General features: G+C 46.0%; 18 protein-coding genes, 1 tRNA gene and 1 riboswitch. Of the genes, 5 read left to right on the top strand and 14 right to left on the bottom strand.

Going from position 1 to position 17,569, the window contains the following annotated elements; genetic code table 11:
• Nucleotides 1-108: 108 nt before the first annotated feature.
• Nucleotides 109-327, bottom strand: a complete 219-nt coding sequence (locus tag ABTV53_RS09715; protein ID WP_433752584.1) for a YqzE family protein — start codon at nt 325-327, stop codon at nt 109-111.
• 194 nt (nt 328-521) lie between these two features.
• On the opposite strand from ABTV53_RS09715, the gene ABTV53_RS09710 reads away from it, so the two are divergent.
• A complete protein-coding gene (locus ABTV53_RS09710; protein WP_433752583.1) occupies nt 522-1,265 on the top strand; it encodes an N-acetylmuramoyl-L-alanine amidase family protein in 744 nt (247 codons plus the stop codon).
• On the opposite strand, the gene ABTV53_RS09705 is transcribed toward ABTV53_RS09710, so the two are convergent.
• A complete protein-coding gene (locus tag ABTV53_RS09705; RefSeq protein ID WP_433754141.1) occupies nt 1,240-2,034 on the bottom strand; it encodes a divergent polysaccharide deacetylase family protein in 795 nt (264 codons plus the stop codon). The two genes, ABTV53_RS09710 and ABTV53_RS09705, sit on opposite strands and share 26 nt — an antisense overlap.
• Before the next feature lie 455 nt (nt 2,035-2,489).
• Between ABTV53_RS09705 and ABTV53_RS09700 the strand changes: the two genes are divergently transcribed.
• Nucleotides 2,490-4,184: a carbohydrate-binding protein gene (locus ABTV53_RS09700; RefSeq protein WP_433752581.1), complete on the top strand. Its 1,695-nt coding sequence runs from the start codon at nt 2,490-2,492 to the stop codon at nt 4,182-4,184.
• A gap of 62 nt (nt 4,185-4,246) precedes the next feature.
• Here ABTV53_RS09700 and ABTV53_RS09695 read toward each other — a convergent pair.
• Nucleotides 4,247-4,331 (bottom strand) — tRNA-Leu (locus ABTV53_RS09695).
• A 138-nt stretch (nt 4,332-4,469) separates the two neighbouring features.
• Nucleotides 4,470-5,432 (bottom strand): pectate lyase, encoded by a 963-nt coding sequence (pelA, locus tag ABTV53_RS09690; RefSeq protein WP_433752579.1) that lies wholly within the window; start codon nt 5,430-5,432, stop codon nt 4,470-4,472.
• Between the two features lie 420 nt (nt 5,433-5,852).
• A riboswitch (cyclic di-AMP (ydaO/yuaA leader) is annotated at nt 5,853-5,984 on the top strand.
• 5 nt (nt 5,985-5,989) lie between these two features.
• On the opposite strand from pelA, the gene ABTV53_RS09685 reads away from it, so the two are divergent.
• Nucleotides 5,990-6,454, top strand: a complete 465-nt coding sequence (locus tag ABTV53_RS09685) for a C40 family peptidase (protein ID WP_433752577.1) — start codon at nt 5,990-5,992, stop codon at nt 6,452-6,454.
• Between the two features lie 101 nt (nt 6,455-6,555).
• Here the strand turns inward: ABTV53_RS09685 and ABTV53_RS09680 are convergent, their stop codons facing one another.
• The 4 genes from ABTV53_RS09680 to ABTV53_RS09665 all read right to left on the bottom strand — a co-directional run bounded on the left by ABTV53_RS09680 (nt 6,556) and on the right by ABTV53_RS09665 (nt 8,377).
• Nucleotides 6,556-6,885, bottom strand: a complete 330-nt coding sequence (locus ABTV53_RS09680) for a carboxymuconolactone decarboxylase family protein (RefSeq protein ID WP_017689352.1) — start codon at nt 6,883-6,885, stop codon at nt 6,556-6,558.
• A gap of 145 nt (nt 6,886-7,030) precedes the next feature.
• Nucleotides 7,031-7,249, bottom strand: coding sequence for a hypothetical protein (locus tag ABTV53_RS09675; protein ID WP_307413871.1), 219 nt, complete (start codon nt 7,247-7,249; stop codon nt 7,031-7,033).
• A 119-nt stretch (nt 7,250-7,368) separates the two neighbouring features.
• Entirely contained in the window at nt 7,369-7,698 is a 330-nt protein-coding gene (locus ABTV53_RS09670) for a hypothetical protein (protein WP_036609615.1), read from the bottom strand.
• Between the two features lie 97 nt (nt 7,699-7,795).
• Nucleotides 7,796-8,377 carry a xanthine phosphoribosyltransferase gene (locus ABTV53_RS09665; RefSeq protein WP_036609617.1) on the bottom strand — a complete coding sequence of 194 codons (582 nt, stop codon included), beginning with the start codon at nt 8,375-8,377 and terminating at the stop codon, nt 7,796-7,798.
• A gap of 204 nt (nt 8,378-8,581) precedes the next feature.
• Here ABTV53_RS09665 and ABTV53_RS09660 point away from each other — a divergent pair, with 204 nt between their 5' ends.
• Nucleotides 8,582-9,637 (top strand): YkvI family membrane protein, encoded by a 1,056-nt coding sequence (locus tag ABTV53_RS09660; protein WP_433752575.1) that lies wholly within the window; start codon nt 8,582-8,584, stop codon nt 9,635-9,637.
• A gap of 134 nt (nt 9,638-9,771) precedes the next feature.
• On the opposite strand, the gene ABTV53_RS09655 is transcribed toward ABTV53_RS09660, so the two are convergent.
• From ABTV53_RS09655 to ABTV53_RS09630, 6 genes are all read right to left on the bottom strand, one after another.
• Nucleotides 9,772-10,902 carry a glycosyltransferase family 4 protein gene (locus ABTV53_RS09655; protein ID WP_433752574.1) on the bottom strand — a complete coding sequence of 377 codons (1,131 nt, stop codon included), beginning with the start codon at nt 10,900-10,902 and terminating at the stop codon, nt 9,772-9,774.
• 261 nt (nt 10,903-11,163) lie between these two features.
• Nucleotides 11,164-11,712, bottom strand: coding sequence for a GNAT family N-acetyltransferase (locus ABTV53_RS09650; protein ID WP_433754139.1), 549 nt, complete (start codon nt 11,710-11,712; stop codon nt 11,164-11,166).
• 106 nt (nt 11,713-11,818) lie between these two features.
• The gene (locus ABTV53_RS09645) at nt 11,819-12,859 is read right to left on the bottom strand and encodes a hypothetical protein (RefSeq protein ID WP_433752572.1); all 1,041 of its coding nucleotides are present in this window, start codon (nt 12,857-12,859) and stop codon (nt 11,819-11,821) included.
• Nucleotides 12,860-12,956: 97 nt separating this feature from the next.
• Nucleotides 12,957-13,760, bottom strand: a complete 804-nt coding sequence (locus tag ABTV53_RS09640; RefSeq protein ID WP_433752570.1) for a Cof-type HAD-IIB family hydrolase — start codon at nt 13,758-13,760, stop codon at nt 12,957-12,959.
• Between the two features lie 422 nt (nt 13,761-14,182).
• Nucleotides 14,183-14,929: a pseudouridine synthase gene (locus tag ABTV53_RS09635; RefSeq protein ID WP_433752568.1), complete on the bottom strand. Its 747-nt coding sequence runs from the start codon at nt 14,927-14,929 to the stop codon at nt 14,183-14,185.
• Nucleotides 14,926-16,623, bottom strand: coding sequence for an RsmB/NOP family class I SAM-dependent RNA methyltransferase (locus tag ABTV53_RS09630; RefSeq protein ID WP_433752567.1), 1,698 nt, complete (start codon nt 16,621-16,623; stop codon nt 14,926-14,928). The genes ABTV53_RS09635 and ABTV53_RS09630 overlap by 4 nt, the downstream gene beginning before the upstream one ends.
• Nucleotides 16,624-16,844: 221 nt before the next feature.
• On the opposite strand from ABTV53_RS09630, the gene ABTV53_RS09625 reads away from it, so the two are divergent.
• On the top strand, nt 16,845-17,393 hold the full coding sequence (locus ABTV53_RS09625) for a thioredoxin family protein (RefSeq protein ID WP_433752565.1): 549 nt from the start codon (nt 16,845-16,847) through the stop codon (nt 17,391-17,393).
• The last annotated feature ends 176 nt before the right edge of the window (nt 17,394-17,569 follow it).

The following is a 17,569-nucleotide window of genomic DNA, read 5'->3' as shown; positions in this document are numbered from 1 at the left end:
TCAGATAACGTTAAAACAATAAACATCCACAACAAAAAAGACGCCTTCCCATTTCTATGAAGGGATTGCGTCTTTTGGTTTTACATTAGTGAAATAGATAAGGGATAGTCACCCTTTACCCGAAGAACTTCGTTTATGAGACTGTGTATCGAATTCTTTTTCCTTTTTCCCCACCCACAGGGATACAGCGAATGGAATCATACCAAACCACTTCATCGTCCACGGCTCTTTCCTTTTGGTGCGACCTTTCCGCTCATCCTTCGGCGTATCAATATAATGAACAACACGCTGGGTAATGTATTTTACCAACTCATCACTTTTGGCCATAATGCTGCCTCCTTCGCTCCTGCACATTCGCGGAGCTTACGATAGTTCTATTGTGTGCAGGAAGTGTACTGGTTAAACATTTTTTTATTGAAAGAAGTATGAAAACCCTCAGAATGCACAGTCTAATGCCAAAGGTATCCATCGAGTCATTAATCTGCATTGGATACCTATTTCACGAAGGAGTGTGTATTCCCATGTATAAGCTGCTGACCGCTACGGTAGCCTTGCTGATCAGCTTCCATTGCCTTCCCATGCTGCCCCATGTCGCTTACGGAAAAGCAGCCCCGTCCCAGAACAGTCCATCCATGCTGCCGGTGACCGATGGAAATGCTTATCGGTCAAGTCATCATGCCTTTGCAGCACCCGTTATCCTGCTCGACGTAGGCCATGGCGGTATTGACGGTGGTACGTCAGCCCAAGGTGTGCTGGAAAAGGATATCAACCTCGCCATTAGCCAAAAGGTCTATCTCCTGCTTCGCAGCAAGGGTTATGCCGTTATCATCAATCGACTTGGTGATTATGCACTTAGCGATGAGAACCGCTGGCTAAACAGCCGCTCCCGTCACACCAGAGATCTTGCCCAACGTAAAAGTCTGAGCGAAGAAGTGAGTACAGATATCGTAGTTAGCATCCATGCAAACTGGAGTTCAAGATCGTCTACACATGGCCCGGTAGTACTACACCAGAAGGAAGGCAGAAGTTATTTGCTGGCCCAATCCATTCAGGATGCCTTGAACGAGTTATGCGGTACGGGGCGCGGAGTGGTGTGGGGCAAGCCCTTCTATATGTTGAATTATGTGAAGCAACCTGCCGTTATCGTGGAAACCGGATTTTTGAGCAATGCCGCAGATCGAGCCCGGATGAGTGATCCCGCTGAACAAAAACGAATTGCTCAATCCATTGCGAACGGAATTATTTATTACCTGTCGGTAGTGTAGGAGCCGCATGCCAGTCCCACACTTCACGAACAAGATCACCAATGCCCACAAATTCAACCTGACCCTGAAGACGGGAGACTGATTCACGAACAACAGCAGATGTGTTTAACCCCGTATGGCCGACATGACCAATGACAACACAAATATTCTTGTCGATCGCACGCTGAGCCGCCAGATCCATTTGCTTGCTAATGTGCTGCTTGGAGTTTTGATCATCCAGAAAAATGTCATTACCTACAGGTGGCATATTTTTGGAAATGGCCAGTTCCCCCACCACGGAGCGAAAGTTTGTACGGCTGTCTACAAAGAAGAGGCCCCGCTCCTTGCATACATCAAGCACAATTGACATGATGCGTTTGTCGGAAGTGATTTTGGATCCCATATGATTGTTCATGCCAATTGCGTGGGGCACATCATCAATTGCTTTCTCCACGCGGGAGCGGACTTCTTCATCGGTTAGATTGGATGTGATTGCACCCGGGCCCAGCCATTCAGGTCGTCCTTTCTTGGGTTCCATGGGCATGTGCACAATCACATCCTTCCCCTTTTCATGTGCAGCTATCGCATCTTTCTTCGTTGTTGGCAAAAAAGGCATGACCGCTACCGTTAGTTTAACTGGCATCGCCAGGATCTCTGCCGTACCCTTCATGTCATTACCAACATCATCGATGATAATCGCTAACCGTTTCTGATTCGATGGGGACTCTGAAGCAGCCGCTGTAGGCTCTCCTGTCGATATGCCTGTGTAAATCACAATCAGAAATGCCATGATACCTGCAAATAATCGATAAATCTTTCTCTGCACCTTCATCATGATTCCCTCCCCGTAACTTCTGTGATCTCATTGTTTGATAATGAAGGGAGGAATATGTAAGCCAAAGCCTTCCTTAATAACAACATCCCCCGCCAATGGAAACCTCTATCTCAAGCGAAGATCCCCATCATTCCAGTTTTCTCCTTTGTATTCAGACAAGAACTGTCATTGAATAGTTAGAAAATAGAGATTAATTAGAAAAAATACTGTAATTTGTCAGGTTTTCAGTTTAGGAATTATTTAGTAGAATCAACTAATGAAAGAGGTCATGTACTTCATTGCTTTCCTATGATTTATGGAAGGAGGTTTTGAAAGGGTTTACATAAAATAGATGCCAGACAATCTGCTATTCTTATTTGTTATCCCTGGTCGAGGTTTCTCCATGTAACCATTTACCATTATCGAGGAGGATGAAAGTAGTGAAATTCAAATTCAAAAAGACGATCAATGTTTTATTGGCCTGCTTAACAGCTCTACCCCTCATGTTAAGTCCTACACAAGTTTCGGCGGCAAGTGATGCCAACATTAATTTGTCCTCGGAAAAACAACTGATCAAGGGCTTTGGGGGCATTAACCATCCTGTCTGGATTGGTGATCTGACTCCCGCTCAACGTGAGACTGCTTTTGGTAATGACCAGAATCAGTTAGGCTTTTCAATTCTCAGGATCTACGTCGATCCAGATTCTAATAACTGGTATCGTGAAGTTGCCACAGCCAAACGGGCTATTGAAAAGGGGGCTCTCGTATTCGCATCCCCATGGAATCCTCCGAGCAGCATGGTTGAAACGTTCAACCGCAATGGGGATACGAATGCCAAACGTCTGAAATACGACAAATATGCCGCATATGCCCAGCATCTGAACGACTTTGTAACCTACATGAAAAATAACGGCGTAGATCTGTATGCTATTTCTGTGCAAAATGAACCGGATTATGCTCATGACTGGACCTGGTGGACTCCACAAGAGATCCTTCGATTCATGAAAGAAAATGCCGGGTCCATTCAAGGTACCAAAGTCATGGCGCCTGAATCCTTCCAGTATTTAAAGAACATATCCGACCCAATCCTGAATGATCCGCAAGCACTTGCCAACATGGACATTCTGGGAGCACATACGTATGGAACCCAGATTTCGAATTTTGCCTACCCTCTCTTTAAGCAAAAAGGAGCAGGTAAAGAACTGTGGATGACTGAGGTGTATGTTCCGAACAGTGACAACAATTCAGCAGACCGCTGGCCTGAAGCACTGGAGGTTTCCTATCACATGCACAATGCCATGGTAGAAGGTGATTTCCAGGCTTATGTGTGGTGGTACATCCGCAGACAGTATGGTCCGATGAAAGAGGACGGTACCATAAGCAAACGTGGTTATAATATGGCTCATTTCTCTAAATTCGTGCGTCCAGGCTACCTGCGAGTCGATGCAACGAAAAATCCAGATACGAACACATTTGTCTCAGCTTACAAAGGTGATAACAAAGTCGTCGTCGTGGCAATTAACCGTGGAACTTCGGCCACAAGCCAGCGGTTTGTGTTGCAGAATGGCAATGCCTCCACTGTATCTTCGTATGTGACGGACAGCAGTCGTAATCTGGCAAGTCTTGCACCTATTAATGTTTCCAATGGGGCATTCACAGCCCAGCTTCCTGCACAGAGTGTAACTACATTTGTTGCTGATCTCACTGGTGGCAATGGAGGCGGGAATGTAGGCACTGGCACCACATATGAAGCTGAGACGGGAACAACGTTGACTGATGCAGTGATTGAAACACTTTACCCGGGATATACGGGATCAGGATATGTGAACTTTAACGCGTATACAGGCTCAGCCATTCAATGGAATAACATCAACAATACGATTACAGGTACCAAAAACGTAAAGTTCCGTTACGCCCAGGAGAGTGGTACTCGCAATCTGGACATCTACGTGAATGGCACCAAAGTGCTCAGCAATGAACCCTTCACTGCAACAGGAAGCTGGTCCACCTGGGGTGAGAAAACCATTCAAGTTCCTATGAATTCAGGTGTAAATACCCTTCGAATCGTTACGACAGGAACGGAAGGACCGAATATCGACAGTATTAACGTTACCGCAGCACAATAAATATCAAAAATGCAAACAAAAAAGACTCCTCAAGCATTAGCTTGAGGAGTCTTTTTATTAGATGCGGTCGAGAGGACTCGAACCTCCACGGGGGGTTAGCCCACACGGACCTGAACCGTGCGCGTCTGCCAATTCCGCCACGACCGCATATTTTATCTCCGTGATTAATATCGGCGACAAGAAATAATATATCATGCCGAATCTATCATGTCAACACTGAAAATAATAACATGAAAGCCCGAACCAGACATGCTTGTCCATTCGGGCTTTATCTTCAACTACATATTACAGCTTGGAAGGCCAGTTGCCATACCATGCATAACCGCCTCTTCTTTCTTTATCAATGTCACTTAATTTGTATTTAACTACACCGTCACGACCAATAAAGATGGGTTTATCCGTTCCGATTTCATAGAAGCGTGCCCAGATCGGTCCCGCTTTGGAATCAGCGATAATTTTGCTATCTCCATTTGCTCTTTCATACTTGTAACCCGTAATTTTCACCTTGTTAAACCAATCCTCCGCTCCTTTAATGGATGCGGTAATTTTAGCGTTAGCAGGTCTCGTTTTCAGGAATTTAACGATTGTTACACTCTCTCCAGCTGTCAGCGATGGTACTTCGTAAATTCTTGCGCTTGCAGGTTTAAGCGAACTGGAATCATGTTGTTGTCCCCATGCTGTCAGCTTACCACCTGAAACGACTTGTGTATTCAGAATCGCCTCCACACCTTTGGCAACTGAGTTTTTACTGCGGTTAGCAAGTGTGCTGTCGATAAACGAGAAATCACCTTTGCGTGTTGCTACTTCATCGAGCATGATCATTACATTGATCATGGCATCATCATTGTAGGTAATATGCTTGTGATAGCCAGAGCTTTGGTAGACTTGTGGCCATCCACCGTTTGAATACTGCATGTTAATCAAAAAGTTAATGCCTTTGATTGCAGCTGTCGAGTATCGCGGATCATTTGTCTTTTTAAATTCTTTCGCTAATCTTCTAATTTCTGAGTATGTAGCCTTGTTGTCAATCGTGGACTTCGCCCACTCACCGCTTGTTTGTTTATAATCTTTTCTCCAACCTCCATCCGGCAGCTGGTTCTTCAAAATATCAGAAATACTCGCTGTTGTACCGGATGCATCCGCAGCAGATACCGTCCCTACAGGAAGAACTGCCATTCCAACTGTTGAGAAAACCATGGTGCATGCCAGGACAAAAGTAATTATTCTTTTCGCTTTCAAATGTAACACTCTCCCATGTTCATTTTAATAAAATTCACAAATCTACTTTACCTATTAACGCCAGTCCTAAACCTCCTTAATTTGAATGTATAACACAATAAAATCTATTTTCATCCAATATGTGGATTGGATAATCAGATAATATGCAATAAATCGATTTTTGTCAATATATGCAACTTAATGAATATAATTTCTTAAATTCTACATAACGGAATAGTTCTTTTAACTCATGACAAACTTATTTATTTATCCAATTTCGTCTTAAACGAATCAATAATGACGTTTTTGTCATGAATTATACCCAAACTTGTGCCCTTCTTTCATATAAAAACCTTAATTCCGCTAACATTGAGGTATTACGAGGGGTTTTAAATGGGTTTGACAATTACGCATTTATGCAATATAGTTTCAAATAGTTACAAAAACTTAATTATTCATTTGCCGAGTTTCAGGTTTGAAAACGGGGGAACCATTTTGGGTGAATTATTCTTATACATAGGAAATATAGGGAACCTTCTACCGAACCCTTAGCTAACTCCGTAGGCATCGAAGGGAGAACATTGATTTTGAAAAAACTGATTATCTCCATTTTTGGAGCGGCTGTACTATTTACATCCGGGGCAACAAGCACAGAGGCAAGCAGTATTAACTCCGTAGTGAACAACATGACAGGTATACCTTACAAGTGGGGTGGCACGACTCTGGCCGGCTTCGACTGTTCCGGGTTTATGAGATATCTTTTCAACAAATACAGCATTGAATTGCCACGTACTTCGCAACAGCAAGCCAAAGCAGGTACTCCGGTAGCCAAGAGCAATGTTCGGACAGGTGATCTGGTGTTCTTTAACACAACAGGCAAAGGCATTTCACATACAGGCGTTTATATCGGCGGCGGACAATTTGCTCACGCCTCCAGCAGCAAAGGTGTAAGCATCACTAAAATGAGCAATCCTTATTTCAATGATCGTTACGTAACAGCACGTCGGGTAACTGGACAGTTTATGTATGATAAAATGTTGGGTAAAATGTAGGTATGATATAAAAGAGGAGGCTCCGGATCAACCCGGAACCTCCTCTTTTGTTTGGCTTCCCCTTTTATGCGAACAGTCCTTGGACTACCCACCATCTGTACCTAATGCAGCGCCTTCTGCACTCGCATCGCACCCTGAGACAGGGCATGCCCGCCTCCTACAGCTCCGGCCACAGCAACGGTCTCCATAATCTCCTGATCTGTTGCACCCTTGGCACGGGCTTCTTCTACATGGTAGAAGGTACATACCTCATTGTTGGCAAACAATCCAATGCCGAGCGCAATCAGCTGTTTTGTCTTGGCATCAATTACACCAGGTTGAAAACATTCTCCCGTAAACTCATGATACGACTTCACCACACCTGGCAGCACATCGCTTAATGCTCCAATCTGATCCTTGTAGGCATGAACTTTATCATTCATCAATGTCATGGCTTGTAGCACACCCTCTCGGCTATAGTTACAGATCTTCCTCACTGTACCTATCTTCTCTCCCGAGTGAGCCAATTATGCCAAGAAATCATGGTAATTCCAAACATTTAAACGCTCATCGTTCCTGCTCAATTAAGAGCGATTGCTACTCACTAAGTGGACTCTGGCGTGGCTCGCTGAACAGCTGATATCGGTAACCTCGATCCAGCTTGACGACACGTCGATTCTGACGACGGATAAGTACCTGCTCGCCATCCCAGGCAACAACAATCCCGGTTACATCGTTCGATTCCAGCTCGTCCCGTACTACTCTGACTTTCTCACCCGACAGACGCAGGGCGTCCAATTCTGTATCACTAATCATGTTCATGGCTCCTCTATTCCAAATTTATTTACAAAAAGAGACCTAAATGAAAAGTCATTTAGGTCTCACGTGACTGTATTGGACTGTCATGTCATTCGAAATGTTGTCCCGACTGAAAGTTACCGCTGCGCGTGCTCTTTGCTGTCGTTCTTCTCGAACCAAAAATCAAGCACTTTGGCGGACATCACACGTTCTTCAAGGTACTCCACTTGATGCGGTGTAAATTGTTCTTTCCAAGAGAAGGACAACTCTTCGCACAAGCCTACAATCGTCAGTAATTCTGACCAGGCAACATAGCGTTTGTACCAGAAAAATTGAGGATGTTCAATCATATAGGGATAAAGGTCATCGAATTCCGTATGTTTACAATCCAGGGCACGTTCAAAATGAACTTTCGATTCCGCCAGCTTATCATTAAAAAATTGTTCTGTTGCCGGTTGGTTCCCCATGGTGTTGCCTCCTCTCCCTAACATAACCCCATTATAAATGAAATCCGCGGTCATGCAAAGGCATAGTTCAAAAAATAGGCCCTATTCCTTTAAAATGTCACATTTCGTTATCGTCAAATTGTACTGTTCCATCGTTCAGGGAACGAATGCGTACCAAGGCTTCCACCGGAATCCCCTGTTCACGAATCGTACGTGCCCCTGCCTGGAAACTTTTCTCGACCACAACGCCGAATCCGACGAGTTCCGCACCGGAACGCTCGATAATTTTGATGACGCCACGAGCGGCATCACCATTGGCAATGATATCATCAATGAACAAAATGCGGTCATTCTCATGAATGAACTCGCGGGATACCATAATGTCAGTTACAATTCCTTTGGTAAAGGACGGTACACGTTCACAGTAAGCATCAGGATCAGCTAGAAGTGTTTTTTTGCGACGGGCGAATACAAGTGGCACCCCAAGTTCATAGGCCGCGGCAAACGCAACCGGAATCCCCGAGGATTCTACCGTGATTACACGGGTCACTCCACTTTCACGAAAACGGGCAGCGAACTCACGCCCCATCTCCATCGTTAGTGCAGGATCAATCTGGTGGTTCAACAGACCATCCAGCTTTAATACTTGATCCGAGATTACAACACCCTCTTGTAAAATTCGTTGTTTCAATAATTCCATGATTTGACCTCCCAAGCCTATCCTATGAGGTAAAAGTATCATATATCTATCTATAAGTTCAAGCGAAATTGCCTGGGTGCTGTCCCTGAGACGTAATTCAAGCCAAAGCTCATTATCGATTGTCATGACTTTCATGGGTCAAGCATACCTTGTACCATGGTACCCGCATGTCCAAACTAAACAGGGGCCTGAGAGGGGAAACACATGAAACAGGCATTTCGGGTGCTGCAGATCGCATTTACATACATCGGAACGGTTGTCGGAGCCGGCTTCGCTACAGGGCAGGAAATTTTGCAGTTTTTTACCCAGTATGGCAAATGGGCCACCGTCACCATAGGCTTATCCACCATGCTCTTTGTCTGGTTAGGTACCAAAATGATGCTGATCGCCCACGATACCGGGTCCCGCTCTTATGAGGATCTGAACAAACATTTATTCGGCCCCAAGGCGGGCAAATGGATCACCTGGGTGACCCTTCTCATTCTCATTGGCGTGAACAGTGTCATGCTTGCCGGAGCAGGTTCCGTTTTTGTCGAACATCTGGGTTTGCATTATCAGACCGGTCTGATCGTTACACTTGTAGGGACTTATCTGCTACTCGGTCGGGGCATTCAGGCCATCCTTCAAATGAATAGCATCGTAGTTCCCATGATGCTCCTGTTATCTCTGCTTATGATCACCAGTACCATCCATCATCCAGGTGCTTCCCGATTCATCACACTGACAACAGACTCAAACCCTATTCAAGTTTGGCTGTCTCCACTGCTGTATACTTCGTTCAATCTGGCGTTAGCTCAAGCTGTTCTTGTGCCTGTAGGTAACCAGATTCGTAGTCGGAACGTGCTGAAGTGGGGCGGAGTATTGGGTGGAATTGGCGTAGGTTTCATGCTGATGGCAGCTCATTTTGCCATGTCAGCACAGATGCCAGGCATTATCCAATTCGAAATCCCGATGGGCAGCATTGCCTTCCAACTTGGATGGGCAGTGCAATCTGTGTATGTATCCCTTATTTTCATGGAAATATTCAGTACATTTGTTGCCGATATCTACGGCATGACCTTGCAACTCAGACAACATATACGTGTGCATCCTCGTCTCATTACATTAACCATTATGCTGCTGTGTTACTCACTCAGTCAGTTTGGATTCAGTTCTCTGCTATCCATCCTTTACCCGATCTTCGGAAGTTTGGCACTGTTCTGGGCAGCCAAATTGGTACTGAATCGCTGGGGCGCTTTTCGTAGACGCAACAATATGTAAACGTTAAACGTACTTCTTCATGAATATGAACATCCGTTTGCACCATAACCATAACTCATCGCGCGAACTGTTTCCTTTAAACATGACAAAAAGCCGCTGTTTAGCACAGCGGCTCACCCTTTTTGCTATCCATTTTAAGCTTTGCTGGGAAACTGTAGATACATCTTTTTCAACTCATTGACCGATCTGCCGAGCGAGTAATGTGTCTTGGCTTTTTCACACGCTGAACGAGCAAGTTCATAACGATAAGCCGGGTCCAGCATCACCTTTTCCAACGCTTCAGCCAATGCAGAAGAATCTTCTGCCGGTACAAGCAACCCATTGCTACCGTTCTCGATCTGTTCCGGTATACCACCTACATCCGTACCCACAAGGGCAAGACAACTCAGCGCCGCTTCAGCGAAGACGGAACCAAATGCTTCTGCCCGTGAAGGAAGTACAAAAATATCGAAGAATGGCATGAATTCTTCAGGGTGCAGTGTGTAACCATAGAAAATGGTCTCATTATAGATCCCCAATCGCTGCGCCAATTCTTCCAGATCAGGACGAATCGGTCCATCTCCAATAATATGTAACACATAATCATGACCTCGACCCTTCAGTTCCGCACAGGCTTTGAAAAGAATATCCAACCCTTTCGCCGGAACAAGCCGACATACCGTGACCAGCTGTGGTATCGCATTATCATGAGGAATCGGCTTAAACCGCTTCTCATCAAATCCATTGGGAATCACACCGATGACATCAGGTTCCTTCACGTAGGGAGCCAGATAACGACGGAACGAATCCGACACCGTTAAGAGGCGCTCTGCCTGGTGTTCCAGCTCCCCATATATCGCAAGCAGGAATCGATGCTCCGGTCCATCCGCTTCAATGCGTCCATTAAGGATTAATTCTCGTTCATAACTGGAGTGAATCGTCTGAATGAGAGGTGTATCCGGGAAAACCGTTTTCATCGCAAGTCCTGCAATTGGGTGGTGGGCATGGATCAGATCATAGGGCTTCTGAATACGCAGTTTGGTCCACCATAGATAATCACGATAAGTTTGAATATATTTTTGGACAACGGGACTATCCTGATACTCCGTCCAATCAAACGTTTCGAACCGGACTTCCTCTCTGCCTTTGTTGCGAATTCGCTTTGGCAACGAGAACAGATCCATTTCCCACCTCGGGGTTGTAAATCTCTCTTGCATATACGGAATCATAGAGGATACACCTCCGGGCTGCTCCGGAGGAAAGAAAAGCGCCTGCAGCAATCTCACCGTTAGTTTCCCCCTTTCTGACTTACGTACTGATCTACTATCCATTATGACATAGGGAAGCAGGAACATCTATATTACGAAAGATAGTGCAAACTTTTGGCTATTTAAACCGCTCAATCAAATCTAAACGGACCAAGCCATGGTTCACCAACTCGTATATACAACATATTCATGAATCGTTCCCCTCAGAAGCAAAAGCTTTAATCCAGCAGTCAATCGCTCGCGTTGTCGTCAAACATATTCATTGGATAACCAGAATTTTCAGCTCCGTAGCTCCACGGGCTTCTCATATGTACTGTAACCATCGGTCTCTCCCAAAAAAGTATACCCGTTCCGCGCGTAAAAGGCGTTCAACGTAGCATTGCTTGCTCCGCAATCTAACCGAACAGTATGTTTGCCTTCAAAATGTATGCCGCTGCTGGACCATTGCAAAATGGACCGTCCCAGACCGCACTGTGCATATTTTCTTCGAATCGCCAGCCGATGCAGATAAATTGCGCCATCCTCGGCATGAGCTTTTGAACTCCAAAGATGAATATCCCAAGGGCTTGGCTGAACCAAAAGGATGACCATCCCCGCTACGTCCGCTCCTTTTTTAAATACAAACACATCCCCACGCAGAATCGCCCCTGCCGTATCATGTGAATCTTCACCTTTAAGCAAAGCGTTCCATTGGGAAGAACCTTGGCTCTGTAACCATTCGGCTGTCTCCACCAGCAGCGACATCACATCCTCCGTATCTTCCGGCTTCGCCTGAACCGCTTGAAAACCATCGTTAATATATTCGCTACTGATCCTGAATGAGTGCATCATTGTTCTCCTCCGCTTCTTGATCTCTGTTAAACTAATGGTACTATACCGGGAAATGGATTTTTCGTCAAAATGAGTACAAAAAAAGGTAAAAGGCAGCTGCCTTTTACCCATCTATTCTGGCTTCATCAATAATCTGATTTCGATACAACATCGTAAGGTGCAGCGTATCAAACTCCATTTCCTTGTCCAATTCCTGCATCAACACTTCGACCAGGCTCTTTCGCTGCACGCTGGTTCCAGGAACCTCGTAATCGATGTATCCCGTCAGATCGGATTGAGAGGTGTCTATTGTTGCTGTTCCCACAGGCAATCCACCTCGTTCCTGAAGAAACAGCTCATAAACCCGGAACTCCCGATCCTTACGCTTCAGCATGACATAACATGCTTCTTCAGCAGCCTCCGAAGCATACAGATCCGATTCATCGGTATCCTCAAACTCCTCGGTGAAATCACGATGTATCCACTCTAATGTCTCAAGTTCGTTGCCCTGATGCCACATGCGGATCGTAATCGTATCGATGATGTCCTCATCCAGCTCTCTGACCAGCAACTCTGCCGCGGCTTCCATTTGATGCTCTTCCGGCTCGTCATACCAGTGTATTTCACCTTGTACATCAGCGCCATATTGTTTTAAGGAAGCTTCTGCAAGTTCCTGTCCTTCGACATCATTGAATATATACGTGGATATGCTGCGTCCCGCGCTTACCATCTCCATCTCCAGAACCTGATCCCGATCTTCATATGTAAACGATTCGGCTTGTGAAACAGGAATTACCTTACTCTCCATGTTGTCTATCTCGTCGTAGCTGCCTTCGTCATGATTCATATCTTCTGACGACCACACTGTCTCTGACTCAGTCTTATGCAGAACCGAATGTAGTGAGCCACAACTAACCAGCACTTCATAATATGCAGCTTGCAACGCATCTGCAAGAGATCGGACATAAGCATGCACTTTTTCTACAATATGTTGCTCTGTACCATCTGGCAGAGACTCCTGCTCGATCTGAAGACTACCTGATAAACGGTCTCCTTCTCTGTACACAAGCAAAAGTGAACCCGCATATTGACCATTAACCATCACGTCCTGCACTTCTCCACCTGATGTCCGCAGGTCAGCAACCAATTCCACATCATATTTCATCACGTGTCCTCCTCCATTCCTAAGGTTATTCTCTTATGATGCCCCTAAGGACGGTAGATTATGAGGGAAGCGTGCATTTCAAATATAAGATGTAAGCTTAGACGGATAACACATATTTTTGAATTGCGTGTGCAACACCTTGCTCGTTATTGGAGAGTGTAACCTCGTCCGCAGCAGCTTTCACCTCGTCCGGTGAGTTATCCATAGCGATGCCTTTACCCGCAAAGGTCAGCATCGTAATATCATTGAAGTAGTTGCCAATCGCCATGATCTCCGAAGGCATGATTCCTTTGGATTCGGTCAGCCTTTTAAGTGCAGCGCCTTTGGACGCTTCGGGATGCATCAGGTCAATAAAAAAGTCACCACTCCGTGTCATATAATAAGGCAGATTCCAGGTAGACCATTCCTGAAGTACTGCATCCATCTGTTCAATCGGACCAAATGCAGTGAATTTCGCCAGCGGTTCTGTCATGTCAACCCACTTGGGTAACTTCAGTGGCTCTGCCATAAAGTTGTAATACATCTCACGCACCTGCAAACCCAAACCTTCCGGTTGATCCACATACAGACCAAATGCTGTATTGATGTCAAAATGTACTCCATTGGTTCGACAGTAGGATATGATCGGCTCCAATCCTTGTCCATCTAATGCAAAATGATGAACCACCTCACGGGTATCCACTTGTGCGGTTACGGCACCATTATGTGTAATCACATATCCATCCAGTCCCATCTGTTCCATAAAAGGAATCGTGTTGGCAGGACCTCTACCTGAACACAGAACAATCTCTGCGCCCTGACGGGAAGCTTGAATCAAGGTCTCCTGAGTCCATTCGGTAAGTTCATGATGATCATTCAGCAATGTTCCATCTACATCAAGTGCAATTAATTTATAAGTCATTCTGGCTTCATTCCTCATCTATTAGTAGTCGCACCCACCCAAACCCTCCCTTCCGAGGGAGGGCCCCAGAGGGCTCTGCCCTCTGGACTCCCTTCTTGCTCAACGGTGGTAGGTCGGGTCTTGCTATGTAACGGTTGGCGTAGGAACGCTTGTTGCCGGGTAAACTGCTGGTCAGCAGTGGTCCCGCCCAAGCTTAACCGGGACCATTGCGGGCAGGGCTTCGCTCTCTGCCCGGCTCCCTGCTCCGCTTCGCGAAGGACGGGAGCTTTCTCGCCTTCGGCGTTCGTACCGGGGCTTCGCTTCCCTCCACAACTCCCTGCTTCACTTCGTGAAGGACGGGAGCTTTCCCGCCTTCGGCGTTCGTACCGGGGCTTCGCTTCCCTCCACGACTCCCTGCTCCGCTTCGCGAAGGGCGGGAGCTTTTACTTCCGCAGAAGGTTCAACTCGTCTGCGCTTAGTTCACGATAGCTTCCGATAGCAAGATCGGAAGCTAGTTCCAGCTCACCCATGGCAACGCGTTTCAGATAAATCACTCGCTTGCCTACCGCCTGAAACATACGTTTCACCTGGTGAAATTTCCCTTCGTGAATAATAAGCGAGATCGACGAGATCGTACCTTCTTCCGTTTCTTCCTGACCAAGTATAGTCAGTTCGGCCGGTAGCGTCTCGTATCCGTCATCCAATTGAATGCCCGCTTTGAAACGTTGCACATCATCTTCATCCACACTCCCCAGTACACGCGCTTCATAGGTTTTGGGCACGTGCTTGCGTGGAGATAACAGATCATGCGCAAGTGGACCATCATTCGTAAGAATGAGTAGTCCTTCCGTATCCTTATCCAGTCGTCCGACAGGAAACGGATTGAAGACCCGATCCTCTTTCCGGAGCAGGTCCAGCACCGTCTTATCTCTGTTATCCTCGGTAGCAGACACGACACCCGGAGGTTTATGCAGCATCAGATAGATCATCTCCCGATACACAATCCGCTCCCCATCGGCTTCAATGACGTTGACCTCGGGATTCACCTGTACACCACTGTCTTTCACCGCTTTCCCGTCCACATGGATTCTGCCTTGCTTCACCATCTTTTTGAGTTCACTTCGTGTTCCCACACCCATATGGCTTAATATTTTGTCCAGACGCAGCGTTTGTTTGCCTTTTCCACTCATACCGATGTCCACCTCCAGCCTGCCGGATATTCATTCTTCAGTACACCATCCAGCCATTTCCCCCAGCCAGCGGCATAACCATCTACACATACAAGAACATACCCTTTGGCAAACGTATCCGCCTTGAGCACCACTCGTTCTTCTTCAATATTTAACGTCTCACCCTTGAGGTATCTCACAGCTTCGCCATCAGCGGATGACAGATTTACGCTTCGCCGTGCCTCAGATGCATTCAGAGCACACGCAAGCGGGTGGGACGGAACAAATCGTCCATTCTTGATCGTGCCCATAAACCAGCCTGGACGAATGACTTTCAGTCCCTCCAGCCGCACTGCACCAACCGATGATTGATACACACGATCTCCGTAACAAACCGTTTCTCCAATTAACTCAATCTCCAATTGTTCTTTCATAAACTGAGTGTAGATCGCAACCGGATCAATACTTGACGGATCAGCACCGCGTCCCTGACCCCGTTCCGATTTACGTCCGCCGTGATCTTTACCTTTTTTGCTCTGTCTACCCGGATTTTTGCCGCCACCTGCCTGTCTGTCATGGGACTCTCGGGATTCGATTCGGAGCAAACGTTCCTTTTTACGATCAGCCTTGGTCATAGCAATTGAAGAAGCAGCAATAGAGTGATCCTTGTTCCCCTCTACTTCAATCCTGGACACATCCACGACCTGTCCATACTCCATTGCTCCTTCTTTAACTACTCCAGGTTGATCTGTTTCCATTCCTTGCCCTGCACGATGCTGCAATACAGCGACATAATGTCCTTCCCCTTCCAAAAGGTGAGGCCACAATCTTGCGGTTCCACGCGTTTGATCCAGTACGGCTTCCGTCTCTTCTGCCTTCTCTGGCATCATCTGACGTACCCATTCCGGACGTCCTGGAGCAAATCCTGTCTCTACAGGGATGTCCATTACTACGAACTCACGGTTTGCATTCAGAAACTCTGCAATCATTGCTTCATTTTCCTCCGGCGCAAAAGTACATGTCGAATATACGATGGTTCCTCCCGGGGCCAGCAATCGTGCCGCAGTCTCCAAGATATCCCGCTGCATCAGCACACATTTTTCCACCGAATGATGTTCCCATGATTTCACCATGTCTTCATCCTTGCGGAACATACCTTCACCTGAACAAGGCGCATCAATTAATACTTTGTCAAAATAATGAGGAAATGCATTTGCGATCCGCTCTGGCGACTCATTCAAAACAACGGCGTTACGTACCCCGTACAATTCCACGTTCTTGGCTAGCGCTTTTGTGCGTTCAGCATGGATATCGTTCGTGACAAGTACACCCTTGCCTTGCAGCTTTGCGGCAATCTGTGTTGTTTTCCCTCCCGGGGCAGCACACAGATCAAGCACGCGATCTCCAGGCTCAACCTGCAATAATTCAACTGGAGCCATTGCACTTGGTTCCTGTATATAATACAGCCCTGCATGATAATAAGGGTGCAGCCCCGGTTTAACACCATGAGGTACATAGAACCCTGTCTCACACCAAGGAATAGGTCTTAGATCAAACGGAGCAATATCATCGAATTGTTCCATCGATATTTTCAGCGTATTCACTCTCAGTCCCGCATGGGGCGACTGTTCATAAGATTTCATAAATTGTTCAAACTCATCACCCAGCAAACTTTTCATTCGCTCAGCAAATATCAAAGGTAACTTTACACCCATATTCCCACTCATCCTGTCTTGGTAAGATTGCAATATCGTTTTATTTTATCATATCCAAGCTTTGCTTTCCTATCATATCGTATCTATTCCACTACAGCGTGTAATGTAGTATAATGGCAAGTAGATTGATTCCTGAGCAAAAATTCGGGTGTTTATGCATATTATCCCAACCTTTATTTTTGCCCAAACTATATTTCGATATGATCGATGGGGGATGTCCAATGAAATCCAAGAAGAAAAAGAAAAGTGCTGCAATCCTTATATTCCTGGGTATTTTAATCATTATGATTGCAGCACTGGTTGTCGTAGACCAACAATCCAAGAAACAGATGGATTCAGTGGAAAATGCTTATGGCATCGCTGCTTCCAAGCTTAATCCAGCTACACGGGAGCTACTTAGTGATCCCAATTATCAACAAATTATTGTACCCACTGATCTCAAAGCCAAAATCGATAACAAAGACAGCTTCTTTGTTTATTTCTTCGCTTCCGACTGCTCGCACTGCCGTGCCACAACACCTCAGTTGATGCCACTGGTTGACAGTGAAGGTATTGAGCTTCCGCAGTTCAATCTGCGTGAATTCGAAACAGGATGGACCGATTACAACATCGAGTTCACGCCTACACTCGTCTATTATGAGGCTGGTGTCGAGAAAGACCGTATGGTTGGCGGACTGCAAGAGAATGGCAGTGACCAGGGCTACACGCTGGACGATTACAAACAATTTTTCCAAAAATATAAAGGCAGTGCCACTCCTTCGGCAAGTTAATTAATAATAGATCCGTTTCCACGAGTATCTACATTCAGGCACTTGTATCACCAGACACTGTTCTGATGAGGGACAGGCTGTACCACCTGCAATCATCTGAATATGACGCAACATTCAAAAAACACCCCGATTGTTCCCTTTACAGGAATCGTCGGGGTGTTTCATAACCATGGAAC

This window comes from Paenibacillus amylolyticus, assembly GCF_050990605.1.
GTDB lineage: Bacteria > Bacillota > Bacilli > Paenibacillales > Paenibacillaceae > Paenibacillus > Paenibacillus amylolyticus_H.
This window is presented reverse-complemented; position numbering and strand designations above follow the sequence as displayed.